This is a genomic window from Streptomyces lancefieldiae, from assembly GCF_031845825.1.
Taxonomy (GTDB): domain Bacteria; phylum Actinomycetota; class Actinomycetes; order Streptomycetales; family Streptomycetaceae; genus Streptomyces; species Streptomyces lancefieldiae.
The window spans coordinates 1-18,849 of record NZ_JAVRFH010000009.1 but is presented as its reverse complement, the minus strand read 5'-3'; the positions used below and the strand labels follow the sequence as shown (position 1 = coordinate 18,849).

Here is an 18,849-nt window from a genome sequence, read left to right as displayed (position 1 = left end):
AGGCGCAGCGGACCGGTGCCGCTCAGCTGAGCCCCAGGGTCAGGCGCATCGCGCAGACCAGGGTCCTGGCCTGGACGTTGACGTAGTTGCGGTGAGCCAGCAGTCCGGTCAGCTGGCGCAGCGTGAGCCATCGGTAGTCCTCGGGTAGCGGCTCGGGCAGGTCGTCGTCGGTCTCCAGCACCATGTAGCGGTTCTCGGCGTTGCGGAACCGGCCGCCCTCCTCGGAGAGCACGGTGTCGTAGTGGATCCGCTCCGGTGCCGCGTCACGCACCAGGTCCGCGAAGGGCGGGCTGCCGTCGGGATAGCTGGAGGGCTGGTACTGCACCGTGGGGCCGATCTCGACCACGTCGACGAAGCCCGGTTCGGCCCGCGCGTGTGCCAGGACCTGCACCTCGCCCGCCACCCGGCGGATCAGGAACGCGACGACGCCGAGCCCGCACGGCTGGAAGAGCGGCTGTGTCCAGGAGGACACCTCGCGGGTGGTGGCCCGCACCGACACGGCGACCACCTTGAAGTGGTGGCCGTCCTCGTGCGCGATCTCGTCCGCGCGGTGCTCCCACCGTTCCACCTCGCGGAGCGGGATGCTCTGGGTCCGCACGTTGTGCGTGGCACAGATCTCGGTGAACCAGCTGCGCAGCGCGGTGTCCGCGGCCGCGTCGCCGGAGGTGTGCGACAGCGGGAGGCAGGAGAGCACCGTACGGGCGTCCATGTTGACCAGGTTGTCCACCCGCAGGAGTTCACCGATCTGGTCCAGGGTGAGCCAGCGGAAGTTCTCCCGCAGGGGCACCTCCTCCTCGACCTCCACGATCATGTTCCGGTTCCGCTTGCGCAGGAACCAGGAGCCGTGCTCGGACTGCAGGACGTCCACCAGCACCCGGTCGGGCCGCAGGTCGGTGAAGTACTCGATGTACGCCACCTGGGAACCCTGGTGCGCCCGGGTGAAGTTGCTCCGCGTCGCCTGCACGGTGGGGGAGAGCTGGAGGACGTTGATGTTCCCCGGCTCCATCTTGCACTGCATCAGGTAGTGCGGAACGCCGTCGAAACGCTTGACCAGGATGCCGAGGATGCCGATCTCCGGCTGGTTGATGATCGGCTGCGACCAGGAGTGGACGGGGCCGCGCTCCGAGTGGACCCGGAGGCCCTCGACCGTGAAGAACCGTCCCGAGTCGTGGCGGATGTCGCCGGTGCCGGGATCCATCCGCCACCGGCGGAGGTCCGCGAAGGGAATGCGCTCCACCCGGAACGCGGACCGCTCGGTCAGCTCCTTCCACCAGGAATGGAACTCGTCCAGGCTCCGGTCCGGACCGTAACGCGCTTCTGACATCACAATCACCTCGACGATCCGAGCGACGGCTGCGGGGGTGCTGGCGGGGTCCGTGCGCCCCGAGCGTCGGGACCGGCCGGAGGACAGGCGGACGGACAGCGGCGGGAGGGAGCTCACAGGGTGCGGACGGCCACGGCCGCGACGCCACGGGTGTTCCTGGGGCCGTCCCGCGCGGTGGTCGTGGGGAGCGGCGATCTTCGCCGAGGCTATGACCGGGGCGCGGTCCGGCCAACCCCTAACCGTCGTCCGCCGCCCCGCCCCCGCCTGGCGGCCGCGCGGGGACCCGGAGGCTCCCACCGGCGCTCGGCCACCACCCCTAGGGCGGTGGCTAGGGGCCGTGGGGCCGGGCACGCCGGGGCTATCGTCCGTGGTCCCGGGATCTCCGGGGCGCGTCCCGCATGCCCAGGAGGGGTTGAGATTGAGAGTCCTGCTCGCCACGCCGTCCTCGTCCGACCGGCTGCACACCCTGATGCCGTGGGCGTGGGCCCTGCGCACCGCGGGCCATGAGACCCAGATCGCCGGACGGCCCGACTTCGTCGAGGCCGTCACCGCGACCGGCTTCGTCGCCGTGCCCGTCGGTCCCCAGGCCGCCGACGGCGCACGGCTCGATCTGCCCGAGGACGTCGAGGGGATCGCCGACCACGCCTCCCGGTGGCGCCCCGAACTGGTGCTCTGGGACGGTGCGGCACCGGCCGCGGCCGAGGCGGCGGCGCGATGCGGCGCCACGAGCGTGGCCGCGCTGGGCCCGTACGACCATCCCGCCCACCCCGGCGCCCACGTCACCTACGACTGCCTGCCGCCCTCCCTGCGCGCGCCGGATCGCACGGCACAGGACGGAGAGCGCACCGGTGTGCGGTACGTGCCCTACGACGGCCCCGGCGAGCTGCCGTCCTGGCTGGGCCGGAAGGTCCGCCTCCCCCGGGTGCTGGTGCTCGGGGAGCTGACACCGCAGACCGTCGCCGGACTCTTCTCCAGCGCCGCGGGGCTCAAGATCGAACTGCTCTGCCGGCTCCGGCAGGACCGCATCCCCGCGGGTGTCCGGTTGCCCTCCCACACCCGCCTCCTGGACTCCGTGCCGGTGATGGCGACACTTCCCACCTGCACGGCGGTGGTGCACGACGGCTCCGCCGCGCTCACCATGGCCGCGGCCACCCTGGGTCTGCCGCAACTGGTCGTCGGGGGCGGCCCGCACAGTACGGTGCCGGCCGTGGCGCACCGGCTGGCCGCGCACGGTGCGGCCCTGGTCGCCGCCCCGGACGGGCCGGTGCCCGGACTGCCGTCCCTGGTGGAGGACCCGGAGCCCGGGGAGCGTGCCCGGCTGCTGGCCAAGGAGATCAACGGGCTGCCCACACCGCGCGAGGCGGTCGCGCGGCTGGTTGAGCCGACCGCGCGCTGAGGCCGTCCGGCGAGGCGCGAACACCCGTGCCGGGCCCGGGGGTTCCGGTGCCGGTGCGGCGGCGCAGATTAGGGGTGGGTGAGGCGGTGCGCTGTCGGTAGCGTCCGCCGTGGCGCGCCGATCTGTCGAACCGGACCTCGGGTTCGCGACGTCACGGCGCATTCTTCCGCGTGCCGGACGACGGTGGGGAAATCTCGTGAAGCGGGGTCGCGATGGTCAATGAGGAGAAGCTGCGCGCCTATCTCAAGCGTGCGACCGCCGACCTCCAGCAGACGCGGCAGCGACTGCGGGAGGTGGAGGCACGGAGCCACGAACCGATCGCGATCGTGGGCATGAGCTGCCGCTATCCGGGCGGCGCCACCACCCCCGACGCGCTCTGGCAGTTGGTGGCCGACGGCGTCGACGCCGTCGGCCCCTTCCCCGCCGACCGCGGATGGGACCTGGAGCGGATCTACGACCCGGAGCCGGAGAAGCCGGGGAGGACGTACGTCCGCGAGGGCGGCTTCCTCTACGACGCGGCCGAGTTCGACGCGGAGTTCTTCGGGATCAGCCCGCTCGAGGCGACCCGCATGGACCCGCAGCAGCGGCTGCTGCTGGAGACCTCCTGGGAGGCCGTGGAGCGGGCGGGCATCGTCCCCGGGACGCTGCGCGGCAGCCCGACCGGCGTGTTCGCGGGCCTGATGTACCACGACTACACCGGTGGCGCGCCCGGCGGCAGCCTCATCTCCGGCCAGGTCGCCTACGAGCTGGGCCTGGAAGGACCCGCGGTCTCGGTGGACACCGCCTGCTCCTCCTCCCTGGTCGCCCTCCACCTGGCGGTCCAGTCGCTGCGGACGGGCGAGTGCGACCTCGCCCTGGCCGGCGGGGTGGCGGTGATGAGCACGCCGGAGATCTTCCTCGACTTCAGCCGCCGACGCGGCCTGGCCCCCGACGGCCGGTGCAAGTCCTTCTCCGACGACGCCGACGGCACCGCGTGGGCCGAGGGCGTGGGCGTCCTGGTGCTGGAGCGCCTCTCCGACGCCCGCCGGCACGGCCGCCGGGTGCTCGGGGTCGTCCGCGGATCGGCCGTCAACCAGGACGGCGCCAGCAACGGCATCATGGCACCCAACGGCCCCTCCCAGGTCAAGGTGATCCGGCAGGCCCTGGCGGACGCGGGCCTCACCCCGGCCGATGTGGACGCCGTCGAGGCGCACGGCACCGGCACCGCGCTGGGCGACCCGATCGAGGCGCAGGCCCTGCTGGCCACCTACGGCCAGGAGCGGCCGGCCGACCGGCCGCTGCTGCTGGGGTCCGTCAAGTCCAACCTCGGGCATCCGCAGGCCGCCGCGGGGATCGCCGGTGTCATCAAAATGGTCATGGCGATGCGCCACGGCATCCTGCCGAAGACCCTGCACCTGGGCGAGCCCTCCCGGCACGTGGACTGGTCCTCCGGTGCGGTGAGCCTGCTGGCCGAGGCCACACCCTGGCCGAAGGTGGACCGGCCCCGCCGGTCGGCGGTGTCCTCCTTCGGCTTCAGCGGCACCAACGCGCACATCGTGCTGGAGGAGCCGGAGCCCGCGGACGTCCCCGCCGAGGAACGGGGGGCGGTGCCCGGCGCGGACACCGCGCAGGTGGTGCCGCTGCTGCTCTCCGGGCGCTCCGACACCGCGCTGCGGTCCGCCGCCGGCCGCCTCGCCGCGCACCTGGAGCGGACCCCGTCCGGCACATCGGAGGCCACCGCGGGCCTCGGCGACACCGGATACGCCCTCGCCACCACCCGCTCCGCCTTCGAGCAGCGGGCCGTCGTGCTGGCCGGCGGCCCCGACGGCGCGGCGGACCCCGCCGCCGCCCTGCACGCGCTGGCCGCGGGCACGGCCACCCCCGAGGCGGTCACCGGCACCGCCGACCTGACCGGCCGCACCGTCTTCGTCTTCCCCGGCCAGGGCTCCCAGTGGGCCGGCATGGCCACCGAACTCCTCGACGGCTCACCGGTGTTCGCCGCACGGCTGGCCGCCTGCGAGGAGGCGCTGAACGCCTTCGTCGACTGGTCGGTGACCGAGGTCCTGCGCGGCGAGCCCGGTGCCCCGTCCGCGGAGCGGGTGGACGTGGTGCAGCCGCTGCTGTGGGCGGTCATGGTGTCGCTGGCCGAGCAGTGGCGGGCACACGGTGTCGAGCCGGACGCGGTCGTCGGCCACTCCCAGGGCGAGATCGCCGCCGCCTGTGTGGCCGGGGCGCTCTCGCTGCACGACGGCGCGCGGGTGGTGGCGCTGCGCAGCCGGGCCATCGCCGAGGTCCTGGGCGGGAGCGGCGGCATGCTGGCGGTCGGACTCCCGGCCGCCGGGGTGGCGGACCGGTTGGCCGGCTACGGCGAGCGGATCTCCCTGGCCGCCGACAACGGCGCCGGCTCGGTGGTCCTCTCCGGCGACGTCGACGCGCTGGACGAACTGCAGGCGGCCCTGGCGGCCGACGGGGTACGGGCCAAGCGGGTCCCGGTGGACTACGCCTCGCACTCCGCGCACGTCGAGGCGCTGCGGGAGCGGCTGCACACCGACCTGGCGCCGCTGGCCCCGGCCGCCGGCCGGATCCCGATGATGTCCACCGTCACCGGGGACTGGGTGGACGGCGACGGCCTGGACGCCGGCTACTGGTTCCGCAACCTGCGCGGCCTGGTCCGCTTCGCCCCGGCGGTGGAGCGGCTGGCCGGGACCGGGCACGCGGCGTTCGTGGAGGTGAGCCCGCACCCGGTGCTCACCATGAGCATCCAGGAGACGCTCGCGGCACGGGACGGCGACACGGTGGTCGTCGGCACCCTCAGGCGCGAGGAGGGCGGACCACGGCGGTTCGCGACGTCGCTGGCCGAGGTGTACGTACGCGGCGTCGCGGTGGACTGGACCCCGTTCTTCCCCGGCGCGCGGACGGTGGAGGTACCGACCTACCCGTTCCGGCGCAAGCGCCACTGGGAGGTGGACGAGGGCCACCGGACGCCTGACGCGGCGGCGGCCCCGCCGCACGGGGCCGTGGAGCCGGCCCCGGTGGCGGCGTTCTGGCAGGACGTCACCGCCGGGGACACCGCCGCGGTCGCCCGGACCCTGGGTATCGGCGCCACCGGACCGGTCGGGCTGGACACGGTGGTGCCCGCGCTCGCCGACTGGCGGCACCGTACACAGCGGAGCTCCACCGTGGAGTCCTGGCGCTACCGGCTCACCTGGTCCCCCCTCACCGTGTCCGGCGCCGGCGCCCGCATGACGCTCGGCGACGGCTGGCTGGTGGTCCGCCCGGACGGTTCCGCGCGCGCCGCGGCGGTGGCCGACGGGCTCGGGGAACGCGGCGCGACCGTGGTCACCGCCACGGCGGACACCGATCACCTTGCGCTGGCCGGACTGCTGCGCGGGGCCCTGGACGGCCGCGAACCGGCCGGCGTGGTCTCGCTGCTCGGCCTCGCGGACGGGACCGACGACACGGCGGCCGAGGGCGGTTTCGCCCTGCCGCCGGGCCTCGCCCGCACACTGACCCTGCTCAGGGCCCTGGCGGACGTCCCGACCGCCCCGCTGTGGTGCGTCACCTCCGGCGCCGTGGCGGTCGACCCCTTCGAGGACGTGGCACCGCAGGCCGCGGCGCTGTGGGGCCTGGGCACGGTGCTCGCCCTCGACCTGCCCCGGCACGGCTGGGGCGGTCTGGCCGACCTCGGCGGCCCGCACGACGTCACCGCACGGGCCGGCGGATCCCCGGAGACGGACGACGCCGGGGTCCTGGACAGGCTCTGCGCCGTCCTGACCGGCGCGGTCCGCCCGGACGGTGCGGGCCGCCGCTCCGGGGCGCCGGAGGAGGCGGTGGCGCTCCGCAAGCACGGCACCTTCGCCCGCCGGCTGGTCCGCGCACCGCTGGGCGAGGTCGCCGGCGAGCCCTGGCGGCCGCACGGCACGGTGCTGGTCACCGGCGGCACCGGGGCGGTCGGCGCACATGTGGCCCGCTGGCTGGCGCGCGCCGGGGCGGAGCACCTGGTGCTCACCGGCCGCCGCGGCCCCGACGCCCCCGGCGCCGGGGAACTGGCCGACGAACTCACCGCGCTCGGCGCCGAGGTGACCCTGGCCGCCTGTGACGTGGCCGATCCCGCCGCGGTCACCGCGCTGCTCGCCGGCCTGCCCGCGGACCGTCCGCTGACCGCCGTCCTGCACGCCGCCGGCGTCCTCACCGAGGAGCCGCCGCTGTCCGCCACCGACCCCGCGCGGTTCGCCGAGGCGATCCGGGCCAAGGCCGGCGGGGCGGCCGTGCTCGACGCGGCGCTCGGCGACCGGCCGCTGGAGGCGTTCGTCCTCTTCGCCTCCGGCGCGGCCGTGTGGGGCACCTCCGGGCAACCCGCCTACGCCACCGCCAACGCCTGGCTGGACGGACTCGCCCAGCGCCGCCGGGCCCGCGGCCTGACCGCCACCTCGGTGGCCTGGGGGTCCTGGGCCGGCGGCGGCATGGTGGCCGAGGAGAGCGACGCCCACCTGCGCAGGATGGGCCTGGCCGCGATGGACCCCGAACTCGCCGCGGAGGCCCTGGCGCAGGCCCTGGACCGGGGCGAGAGCCACCTGGTGGTCGCCGACATCGACTGGGCGCGCTTCACCCCGGTCTACACCCTCGGCCGGGAGCGACCGCTGCTCCACGAGCTGCCGGAAGCCCGCCGTGCCGCCGCCGGCGAGGACGGACCGGACGCCCCCGGGGGCGGCGGCACGGACCTGGCCGACCGCCTGGCCGGACTGCCCGAGCCCGAACAGCGTCGTCGCCTGGCGGAGTTGGTCGCGGGCCAGGCCGCGGCCGTACTCGGCCACGACGGGGGGTCGGCGATCGCGCCGGACCGCGCCTTCAAGGAGTTCGGCTTCGACTCCGTGTCCGCGGTCGACCTGCGGAACCGGCTCGGTACCGCCACCGGGCTGCGACTGCCGGCCACCGTGGTCTTCGACCACGCCACGCCCGGCGCCCTCGCCGACCACCTGTGGACCCTGCTGTGCCAGGACGCGGCGGACGCGGTCGTTCCGCTGACCGTCGAACTGGACCGGCTGGAGGCCAGGCTGGCCGGGATGTCGGCCGAGGAGCTGACGGCCGACCGGGTCACCGCCCGGCTGAACACCCTGGTGGAGCGGGTCGCCCAGTCCCTCGGCGGGACGGGCACCGTCGTGGAGCGGCTCAAGGACGCCTCCACCGAGGACCTCTTCGACCTGATCGACAACGAACTCGGCGCGAGCTGACCGCACGCGGGAACGGACACGAGGGTTGATGGCTAACGAAGAAAGACTCGTCGACTATCTCAAGCGTGTGACGGCGAGCCTCCACCAGACACGGGAACGCGTACGCGAGCTGGAGAACGCCGAGCACGAGCCCATCGCCGTGGTGGCGATGGGCTGCCGTTACCCCGGCGACCTTGGTGACGTGACGTCCCCCGAGGAGCTGTGGCGGCTGGTCGCCGAGGAGCGTGACGCCATCGGGCCGTTCCCCACCGACCGCGGCTGGGACGCCGAGGCGCTGCACGACGCCGACCCGGACCGGCCGGGCACCAGCTACGTCGCGCAGGGCGGCTTCCTGCGGAGCGCGGGCGACTTCGACGCGGCCTTCTTCGGGATCTCGCCGCGGGAGGCGCTGGCGCTGGACCCGCAGCAGCGGCTGGCGCTGGAACTGGCCTGGGAGACCGTGGAGCGCGCCGGTATCGCCCCGCACTCCCTGAACGGGTCCCGGGTCGGCGTCTTCGTCGGCAGCGGCAGCCAGGACTACTACGACGAGGTGGCCCCCGACCGGATGGCCGAGGTGGCCGAGGACTACCTCAGCACCGGCACCGCCGGCTCGGTGATCTCGGGCCGGATCGCCTACACCCTCGGCCTGCAGGGCCCCGCCCTCACCGTGGACACCGCCTGTTCGTCCTCGCTGGTCGCCCTCCACCTCGCCGCCCAGGCGCTGCGGGCCGGGGAGTGCTCGCTGGCGCTGGCCGGCGGTGTCATGGTGATGGCGACGCCCTCGCCCTTCCAGGCGTTCAGCAGGCAGCGCGGACTCGCGCCGGACGGGCGCTGCCGCGCGTTCTCCGACGACGCCGACGGCACCGGCTGGTCGGAGGGCGCCGGCCTGGTGCTGCTGGAGCGGCTCTCCGACGCCCGCCGCAACGGCCGCGAGGTCCTGGCGGTGATCAGCGGGTCCGCGGTCAACTCCGACGGCGCCTCCAACGGCCTGACCGCCCCCAACGGCCTCTCCCAGCAGCGCGTCATCCGCCAGGCGCTCGCCCGGGCCCGGCTCTCCCCGGCCGATGTGGACGCGGTCGAGGGCCACGGGACGGGCACCCGCCTCGGCGACCCCATCGAGGCGCAGGCGCTGCTGGCCACCTACGGACAGGACCGCGACCCCGAGCGCCCGCTGTGGCTGGGTTCGGTGAAGTCGAACATCGGCCACGCCCAGGCCGCCGCGGGGATCAGCGGGGTCATCAAGACGGTGATGGCGCTGCGCCACGGCGTCCTGCCACGGACCCTGCACGTGTCGGCGCCCACCCGGGAGGTGGAGTGGGCCGCCGGATCGGTGCGCCTGCTGGAGCGGGCCCGCCCCTGGCCCGAGGGCGACCGCCCGCGCCGGGCCGGTGTCTCCTCCTTCGGCGTGAGCGGCACCAACGCCCACGTCATCGTGGAGTCAGCACCGGCACCGGCACCCGGGTCCGCACCCGCACCCGAGCCCGCGTCGGCCCCGGCCGGGCCCGCCACCGTTCCCACCTGGCCGGCCGGCCTCCCGGTGCCGCTGCCGGTCTCGGCCGCCGGCCCCGCCGCGCTGCGCGCCCAGGCCGCGCGCCTGGCCGCGGCACCGGCCGTGACGGACGCCGGCCTCATCGACCTCGGGCACTCCCTGGCCCGCGGACGCTCCCCGCTGCGGCACCGCGCGGTGCTGCTCGCCCCCGTGCCCGGGGGCACCGGCGGGACCTGTGCCGCCGAGGGGCTCACCGCGCTGGCCGACGGCGCCCCGGCACCGGGGCTGATCACCGGTGAGCCGCACGGCGGACTCACCGCCTTCCTCCTGTCCGGGCAGGGATCCCAGCGCGCCGGCGCGGGGCGGGAGCTGTACGCGTCCTTCCCGGCGTTCGCCCAGGCACTGGACGCCGTCTGCGAGGTCCTCGACCCGCTGCTGGACCGACCGCTGCGCCCCCTGCTGCTCGACCAGCCCGCCCCCGGCGCCGACGGAGAGCACCCGGCCGGCGACGCCCCGCTGGACCGGACCGGCCACACCCAGCCCGCGCTCTTCGCACTGGAGGTCGCGGTTCACCGTCTGCTGGAGTCCTGCGGGGTCGCGCCCGACATGCTCGTCGGCCACTCCGTGGGGGAACTCGCCGCCGCCCACCTGGCCGGGGTGCTCTCGCTGCCCGACGCCGCCGCACTGGTGGCCGCCCGCGGCCGGCTGATGCAGGCGCTGCCCCCCGGCGGTGCGATGGTCGCGGTGGAGGCCACCGAGGACGAAGTACGCCCGCTGCTCACCGAGGGGGCCGGCCTGGCCGCCCTCAACGGTCCCCGCGCGGTGGTCGTCTCCGGCCACGAGGACGCCGTCGCCGCGGTGGCCGAGCGGTTCGCCGCCGACGGGCGCCGCACCCGGCGGCTGCGGGTCTCGCACGCCTTCCACTCGCCGCTGATGGAACCGATGCTCGACCGGTTCGCCGAGGTCGCGCGGTCGTTGACGTACCACGCCCCCCGGCTCCCGGTGGTCTCGGGCGTCACCGGCCGGGTGGCCACCGCAGAGGAGCTGTGCTCCCCCGAGTACTGGGTGCGGCAGGTGCGCGCGACGGTGCGCTTCCACGACGGGGTGTGCGCCGCGCGGGAGGCCGGGGCGACCCGCTTCCTGGAGGTGGGGCCCGGCGGCGTGCTCGCCGGGCTGGTGTCCGGCTGCCTGGCGGAGGACGGTGAACCCGCCACCGTGCTCCCGCTGCTGCGTACCGACCGCCCCGAGGCGGAGGCGCTGATCACCGCGCTGTCCCGGCTGTTCGTCAGCGGCGCGGACGTCGACCTCGGCGGGCTGCTGGACGGCTACGGCGCCACGGCCGTGCCGCTGCCCACCTACCCCTTCCAGCGCCGGCGCTACTGGCTGGACGGCCGCGGGGCGCGCGACCAGGTCACCGCGGCCGGCCTGGCCGTCCCCGGCCACCCCCTGCTCGGCGCGGCGATCACCCTCGCCGACGGTGACGGCGTCCTGCTCACCGGCCGGCTGTCGACGGCCCGCCAGCCGTGGCTGGCCGACCACGTGGTCGCCGGCACCACGATGCTGCCCGGCACCGCCTTCGTCGAACTCGCTCTGCGGGCGGGCGACCAGGTCGGCTGCGGCCGGCTGGAGGAGCTGACGCTCAGCGCCCCCCTGCCGCTGCCGCGCCACGGAGGGGTCGCCGTCCAGGTCGCACTCGGCCCGGCCGACGCCGAAGGACGCCGGCCGGTCACCGTCCACTCCCGGGCGGGTGCCGCGGACACCGAGGGCGACGACGGCGGCGTCCTGCCGTGGACGCTCCACGCGCAGGGCACCGTGCAGCCCGCCACGGGTCGGCCCGGGGACGCCCTCACCACCTGGCCGCCGCCGGAGGCCACCGAGGTCCCGGTCGACCGGCTCTACGACGAGTTCGCCGCCACCGGACTGGAGTACGGCCCCGTCTTCCGCGCCCTGCACGCCGCCTGGCGGCGCGGCGAGGAGATCTACGGCGAGGTCCGGCTGCCCGAGGACGTCCCGCACGGCGCCGAGTGGTTCGCTCTCCACCCCGCGGCCCTGGACGCCGGCAGCCACGCACTGCGGGCGGCCGGCGACGGGGACGGCGGCGTCGGGCTGGTGCCGTTCTCCTGGTCCGGTGTGGAGCTCCACGCCCACGGCGCCGACGCCCTGCGCATCCGCTTCACCCCCCGAGGACCGGAGACCTTCGCGGTGACGGTCGCCGACGCCACCGGCGCCCCGGTGGCCACCATCGAGGCCGGCGCCTTCCGCCCGCTCGGCCCGGCGGACGGCAGCGCGGCGGCGGGCGGTCCGCTCCACCGGCTGCGGTGGCGGGCCCTGCCGGCCCCCTCCGTCCCGGCGGAGCTCCGGCTGGGTGAACTCCGGCCCGGCGCCCCGGTGGCCGGGGCGGCCGGAGGGGCCGACGCCGTGCTGCTGCGCGTCCCGCCGGGGGAGCCGGTACCCGCCGCGGGCGCGGCGGAGGACGCCGCCGCGGTCACCGCGACGACCGGCCGGGTGCTGGAGGCCCTGCACGCCTGGCTGGCCGACGCCTCCACCGCCGCCACCCCGCTGCTCGTCCTGACCCGGGGCGCGGTCGGCGTCGGCGACCGCCCCGCCGAGGACCTCGCCGGTGCCGCCGTGTGGGGACTGGTCCGGGCCGCCCAGGCGGAGCATCCGGGCCGCCTGGTGCTCTGGGACGCCGACCCCGACGAGCCGGAGCCCGGCACCGCGGACCCCGTCGCCGCGCAGGCCGCCGCCGCCGTCCTGGCTACCGGAGAGCCGCAGGTCGCCACCCGGGCCGGCACCGCGTACGCCGCCCGTCTGGTCCGCGACGTGTCCCCGGCGCCCGCCGGGGACACCCCGCCCGCGTTCGGCACCGGAACGGTCCTGATCACCGGTGCCACCGGCGCCCTCGGCGCTCTGGTCGCCCGGCACCTGGTCACCCGGCACGGCGTACGCCGGCTGCTGCTGCTCGGCCGCCGCGGGCCGGAGGCCGTGACCGACCTGGTCGCCGAACTCACCGCGCTCGGCGCCGAGGTGCGCGCGGCGGCCTGTGACGTCGCCGACGCGGAACAGGTCGCCGCCGCCCTGGCCGGAACACCCGGTACGCACCCGGTGACCGCGGTGGTGCACGCCGCCGGCGTCCTCGACGACGCGCTGCTGACCTCCCTCACCCCGCGACGGCTGGCGCAGGTGCTGCGCCCCAAGGTCGCCGGCGCCCTCACCCTGCACGAGGCGACCCGCGACCTGGACCTGTCCGCCTTCGTCCTCTTCTCCTCGGTCTCCGGGGTGCTCGGGGCGCCGGGACAGGCCAACTACGCCGCCGCCAACGCCTTCCTGGACGCCTTCGCCGAACGCCGCGCGGCGGCCGGCCTGCCCGCACTCTCCCTCGCGTGGGGCCTGTGGGGCGAGGCCGGCGGGATGGGCGGGACGCCGGCGGCCGGCGACCTGCGCCGCCACGCCCGCGGCGGGCTGGCACCACTGGCCACCGAGGAGGCGCTCGCCCTCCTCGACGCCGCACTGTGCGCCGACGGCCCCACCGCCGTACCGGTCCGGCTGGACCTGGCCGCGCTGCGCGACCTGGGGACGGAGGCACCCGCCCCGCTGCGCGGCCTGGTGGGCACCGGCCGCCGCCCCGCCGCTCGCGCGGCCTCGGCCGGGAAGGGACCGGCGCCGGAGGCGGACTCCTTCGCGGCCGTCGTCGCCGCGCTGCCGCAGGCCGAACGCGGCCCGTTCCTCCGGGAGGCGGTGTGCCGCCGCACCGCCTCGGTCCTGGGGCACGGGTCCGCCGCGGACATCGACCCGGGGCTGGAGTTCCAGCGCCTGGGCTTCGACTCGCTCACCGCGATCGAGCTGCGCAACGGACTGGCCGCCGAGACCGGTCTGCGGCTGCCGGCCACGCTGATCTTCGACCACCCGACCCCCGCACTCCTGGCCGGCCACCTGCTCGACGAACTCCTGCGCGCCGAGGGCGCGCCGGACACGGCCCCGGCGTCCGGCGCGGGCGCGCGGGCCGCCGTGACCGGCCCGGACGAGCCGATCGCCGTGGTCGGGCTGGCCTGCAGGCTTCCCGGCGGGGTCTCCTCCCCGGAGGACCTGTGGACGCTGCTGACCGAGGAGTCCGACGCCATCGGTGACTTCCCCGCCGACCGCGGCTGGGACGTGGAGGGCCTGTACGACCCCGAGCGGCTGCGACCGGACACCAGCTACGTCCGCACCGGCGGCTTCCTCCACGACGCGGGCGACTTCGACCCCGGGCTGTTCGGCGTCGCGCCCAAGGACGCCGCCCTGATCGACCCGCAGCAGCGGTTGCTGCTGGAGGCGGCCTGGGAGGCGCTGGAACGGGCCGGTATCGACCCGCGTTCCCTGCGTGGCAGTGACACCGGCGTCTACGCCGGGGTGCAATACCACGACTACGTCGGCGCGGCCAGCTCCGGCTCGATCGTCACCGGGCGGATCGCCTACACCTTCGGTCTCGCCGGACCGGCGGTCTCGGTGGACACCGCCTGCTCCTCGTCGCTGGTGGCGCTCCACCTCGCCGCGCAGGCGCTGCGGTCGGGCGAGTGCTCCCTGGCGCTGGCCGGCGGTGTGGCGGTGATGGCGACACCGGAGACGTTCGTGGAGTTCAGCCGGCAGGGCGGGCTCGCCCCGGACGGCCGGTGCAAGGCGTTCTCGGCGGACGCCGACGGCACCGGCTGGTCGGAGGGGGTGGGTCTGATGGTGCTGGAGCGGCTGTCGGACGCCCGGCGCCACGGCCACCCCGTCCTCGCCGTGGTCCGCGGCTCGGCGGTCAACCAGGACGGCGCGTCCAACGGCCTCACCGCCCCCAACGGCCCCTCCCAGCAGCGGGTCATCCGGGCCGCGCTGGCCAACGCCGGGCTCACCGCCGCCGACGTGGACGCGGTCGAGGCCCACGGCACCGGCACCCGCCTCGGCGACCCGATCGAGGCGCAGGCGCTGCTGGCCACCTACGGCCGGGAGCTGCCGGCCGACCGCCCGCTGCGGATCGGTTCGGTGAAGTCGAACATCGGCCATACCCAGGCCGCCGCCGGCGCCGCCGGAATCATCAAGATGGTGCTGGCGCTGCGCCACGAGACGCTCCCCAGGAGCCTCCACCTGAGTGAGCCCTCGCCCGAGGTGGACTGGTCGCAGGGCCACGTACGGCTGCTGACGCGGGCGGAGGCCTGGCCGCGCGGGGAGCGTCCGCGCCGCGCCGGCGTCTCCTCGTTCGGTGTCAGCGGCACCAACGCCCACGTCATCCTGGAGGAGCCGCCCGCCGGCGACCGGGCCGCACCGCAAGGGGAGCCGGACGGTGCCCCGTCCGGCGTCCCGGTGCCCTGGGTGCTCTCCGGCCGTACCCGGGCGGCGCTCGCCGCGCAGGCGGAGCGGCTGCTCTCCCACCTCAACGACGACCCCGACCGGGACCTCGCCGCCACCGGCTACTCGCTGGCGGTCTCCCGCGCGGCGCTGGAGCACCGCGCGGTGGTGGTCGGCGCCCGCGTTCCCGACTTCCTGCGCGGACTGATGGCGGTCGCCGACGGGGAGGACGCCCCCGGCACGGTCCGGGGCGTCGCCCGCGGCGGCGGACGCACCGGCTTCCTCTTCTCCGGCCAGGGCTCCCAGCGCCCGGGCATGGGCCGGGAGCTGTACGCCGCGTACCCCGTGTTCGCCACCGCGCTGGACGCGGTGCGCGCGGAGCTCGACCCCCGCCTGCCGGCGCCGCTGACCGACGTGATGTGGGCCGAGCCGGGCACGCCGCAGTCCGCCCGGCTGGACGAGACGGTCTTCACCCAGGCCGCGCTGTTCGCCGTGGGGGTGGCGCTGCACCGGTTGCTGGAGTCCTGGGGGATCACCCCCGACGCGGTGGCCGGCCACTCCGTGGGCGAGATCGCCGCCGCGCACGTGGCCGGAGTGCTCTCGCTCCCGGACGCCTGCGCGCTGGTCGCCGCCCGGGGCGGACTGATGCAGACGCTGCCCGCCGGCGGGGCGATGCTGGCGATCGCCGCCACCGAGGAGGAGGTGCGGGCCGTGCTGCCCGGGGGCGTCTCGGTCGCGGCCGTCAACGCGGAGACCGCGGTGGTGGTGTCCGGTCCGCGGGAGGCCGTCGAGCCGCTCACCGAGCGCTTCGCGCGGACCAGGCGGCTCCGGGTCTCGCACGCCTTCCACTCGGCGCTGATGGAACCGATGCTGCCGGCGTTCGCGGAGGTCGCCGGGAAGCTGTCCTGCACCGAGCCGCGCATCCCGCTGTTCTCCACCGTCACCGGCGAGTCGGCCCGGGAGGAGCTGACCACGCCCGGCCACTGGGTCCGGCAGGTGCGTGAGCCGGTGCGCTTCCACGACGCCGTGAGGGCGTTGGAGGAGCACGGCGTCACCCGCTTCGTGGAGCTGGGCCCGGGCGGGACCCTGGCTGCGCTCGTCCAGGAGACGGTGCAGGAGCGGGTGCCGGACGCCGTGGTCACCCCGATGCTGCGCAAGGACCTGCCGGAGCCGGCGGCCGCGCTGGCGGCGCTGGGCGTGCTGCACACCAGCGGTCTGGAACCGGAGTGGGCGGGGATCTTCACGACCCGGCGGCTGGTCGAGCTGCCCACCTACCCCTTCCAGCGGCAGCGCTACTGGCTGGACGCGGGGTCCGGCGGGTCCGGCCCCGAGGAGCACCCGCTGCTCGGCGCCGCGACCGAGCTGGCCGGGGCCGGCGGGCTGCTGTTCAACGGGCGGGTCGCGGTGGGCAGCCACCCTTGGCTGGCCGACCACGTGGTGGGCGGATCCGTGCTCTTCCCCGGCGCCGCCTTCGTGGAGATGGCGATCCGGGCCGGGGACGCGGTGGGCTGCCCGCGACTGGAGGAGATGATCACCGAGGCGCCGCTGGTGCTGCCGGACCGCGCAGGCGTCCGCCTCCAGGTGGCGCTGGAGGCGGCCACGGACGGCGGCCGCCGTCCGTTCACGGTGCACAGCCGGATCGAGGGGGCGCGGGAGGGCGAGCCGTGGATCCGGCACGTCACCGGCTTCCTCGCCCCGGACCCGGCCGCCGGGTCCGCCCCGTTCGACAGCGACCTCACCTCCTGGCCGCCGGCCGGCGCGGAGCCCGCCCCGCTGGAGGGCCTCTACTCCTCGCTGACGGAGCGGGGCATGCGCTACGGCCCGGCGTTCCAGGGGCTGCGCGCGGTGTGGCGGCGCGGTGAGGAGGCGTTCGCCGAGGTGGAACTGCCGCCGGCCGCGCAGCCGGGGGCGGACCGCTTCGGTGTGCACCCGGCCCTGCTGGACGCGGTGCTGCACGCGATCGGTTTCAGCGGGACGGCCTCGGACGAGCCCGTGCTTCCGTTCTCCTGGGAGTCGGTGGCGCTGCACGCGGTCGGTACCGCGGCGGTACGTGTCCGGGTGCGCCCGCTCGGCAGCGGCAGCAGCGCGCTGGAGGTGGCCGACACCAGCGGGCAGCCGGTGCTCTCGGTGGGCGCGCTGCGACTGCGTCCGGCCGCGCTCACGAGACCCGGGACGGCCGCACCGCCGGCCGCCGACACCCTCTTCGGGGTCGAGTGGCAGCGTGCCGCGCTGACCCCGGCCCCGGTGCCGGCCGGGTGGAGCGTGGTCGGGACCGACGGCTGGGGCCTGGCCGAGGCGCTCGGCCTGACGCCGACGGCCGACCCGGCCTCGGCGGTGGGCACCGTGCTGCTGCCGTGCGGCGCCCCGCACGATACCGCCGAAAGCGGTCCGGAGCCGGTGCACGAGGAGGTGGTCCGGGTGCTGGCGGTGCTGGCCGCCCGGCTGGCGGACGAGCGCTTTGCCGAGCACCGGCTGGCCGTTCTCACCCGGGGAGCGGTGGCGGTCGACGGCAGGGAGACGGCCGATCCGGTCGGTGCCGCGGTGCACGGCCTGGTCCGTGCGGCGCAGTCCGAACACCCGGACCGCATCGTGCTGCTGGACCTGGACCCGGACGGCCCGCTGCCCGGTCCGGCCCGGCTGGCCGCCGCGCTCGCCTCCGGCGCCCCGGAGGCGGCGATGCGCGGCGACACGCTGCGCATCCCCCGGCTCGCCCGGGTCGCCGCGCCGCCCGCCACCGGTTCCGGCTGGGATCCCGAGGGCACGGTCCTGGTGACCGGCGCCGGTGGCGCCCTGGGCAGCGCGGTCACCCGGCACCTGGTCACCGCGCACGGCGTACGGCATCTGCTGCTGGCGAGCCGACGCGGCCCGGACACGCCGGGCGCCGCCGGGCTGGACGCGGAGCTGACCGCCGCCGGCGCGCGTGTCACCCGGGTCGCCTGCGACGTCGCCGACCGGGAGGCGCTGGCCGCCGTGCTCGGCGCGGTCCCCGCGGCGCATCCGCTGCGGGCCGTGGTGCACACCGCGGGAGTCCTGGACGACGGCGTGATCACCTCGCTCACCCCGGAGCGGGTGGCGGCGGTCCTGCGCCCCAAGGTGGACGCCGCCTCGCACCTGCACGCCCTGACCGCCGGCCTGGAGCTGACCCACTTCGTGCTGTTCTCGTCGGCCGCCGGGCTGCTCGGCGGGCCGGGGCAGGGCAGCTACGCGGCGGCCAACGCCTACCTGGACGCGCTGGCCGCCCGCCGCCGGGGCGCCGGACTGCCGGGTGTCTCGCTGGCCTGGGGCATGTGGGACACCGCGGCCGAGGGCATGGCGGACGGGCTCGCCGCGGCCGACACCGCCCGCATCGCCAAGACCGGTATCGGCGGCCTGAGCACGGCCGAGGGGCTCAGGCTGTTCGACGCGGCGAACGGCCTCGACCGGGCGGTGCTGGTGCCGATCAAGCTGGACACCGGGGTGCTGGCCGGACTGCCGCCGGAGGAGACGCCCGGGCTGCTGGCCGGGTTGGTCCGCACCGCCGTCCCACGGCGTACGGCGGGGACGGCCCCGGCGGAGAGCGGGTCGCTGCGCGAGCAACTGGCCGCGATGGCGCCGCACCAGCGGAGGCCTGCGCTGCTGAAACTGGTCCGCACCCACGCGGCCGGCCTCCTCGGCTTCGCCGACCCCTCGGAGATCGACCTGGACAGGCCGTTCAACGAGGCGGGCTTCGACTCGCTGACCGCCGTGGGCCTGCGCAACAAGCTCACCCTGGTCACCGGGCTCAAGCTGCCGGCCGGGATGATCTTCGACTACCCCACGCCCCGGGACCTGGCCGCCCACCTGGCCGACGAGCTCGTCCCCGACGAGCCGGCCGAGGCCGCCGAGGCTCCGGGCCGGACGGCACCCGAGGAGGCCGACGAGGCGGGCGTACGGGCGTCGTTGGCGTCCATCCCGCTGGACCGGCTGCGGAGCGCGGGGCTGCTCGACCGCCTGCTGGAGCTGACCGCCGCGATGGAACCCGCCGGGTCCGCCGACGGGGCCGTGGAGCCGTCCGGCGGGGGGCGGGGCGCTCCCAGGGCGCGGTCGTAGACGACGTCGACCAGTTGCTCCTTGCTCGGCACATAGCGGTAGAGGGACATCGCCGTGTAGCCGAGCTTGCCGGCGA

General features: G+C 76.3%; 3 protein-coding genes and 1 pseudogene. 3 read left to right on the top strand and 1 reads right to left on the bottom strand.

The genetic code is table 11. From position 1 onward, the window contains the following. Positions 1–22: 22 nt before the first annotated feature. Positions 23–1,324 (bottom strand): NDP-hexose 2,3-dehydratase family protein, encoded by a 1,302-nt coding sequence (locus tag RM812_RS11345; RefSeq protein WP_311572333.1) that lies wholly within the window; start codon positions 1,322–1,324, stop codon positions 23–25. Between the two features lie 412 nt (positions 1,325–1,736). Between RM812_RS11345 and RM812_RS11340 the strand changes: the two genes are divergently transcribed. The 3 genes and pseudogenes from RM812_RS11340 (at position 1,737) to RM812_RS11330 (ending at position 18,773) form a co-directional block, all read left to right on the top strand. Continuing rightward, a complete protein-coding gene (locus RM812_RS11340; RefSeq protein ID WP_311572332.1) occupies positions 1,737–2,720 on the top strand; it encodes a nucleotide disphospho-sugar-binding domain-containing protein in 984 nt (327 codons plus the stop codon). Between the two features lie 215 nt (positions 2,721–2,935). Then, positions 2,936–7,930, top strand: a pseudogene (locus tag RM812_RS11335) (type I polyketide synthase); the annotation flags it as partial. Between the two features lie 28 nt (positions 7,931–7,958). Continuing rightward, entirely contained in the window at positions 7,959–18,773 is a 10,815-nt protein-coding gene (locus RM812_RS11330; RefSeq protein ID WP_311572330.1) for a type I polyketide synthase, read from the top strand. The last annotated feature ends 76 nt before the right edge of the window (positions 18,774–18,849 follow it).

Coding starts and splice junctions, on each gene's coding strand:
- RM812_RS11330 (WP_311572330.1), top strand. CDS start 7,959: ATGGCTAACGAAGAAAGACTCGTCGACTATCTCAAGCGTGTGACGGCG.
- RM812_RS11345 (WP_311572333.1), bottom strand. CDS start 1,324: ATGTCAGAAGCGCGTTACGGTCCGGACCGGAGCCTGGACGAGTTCCAT.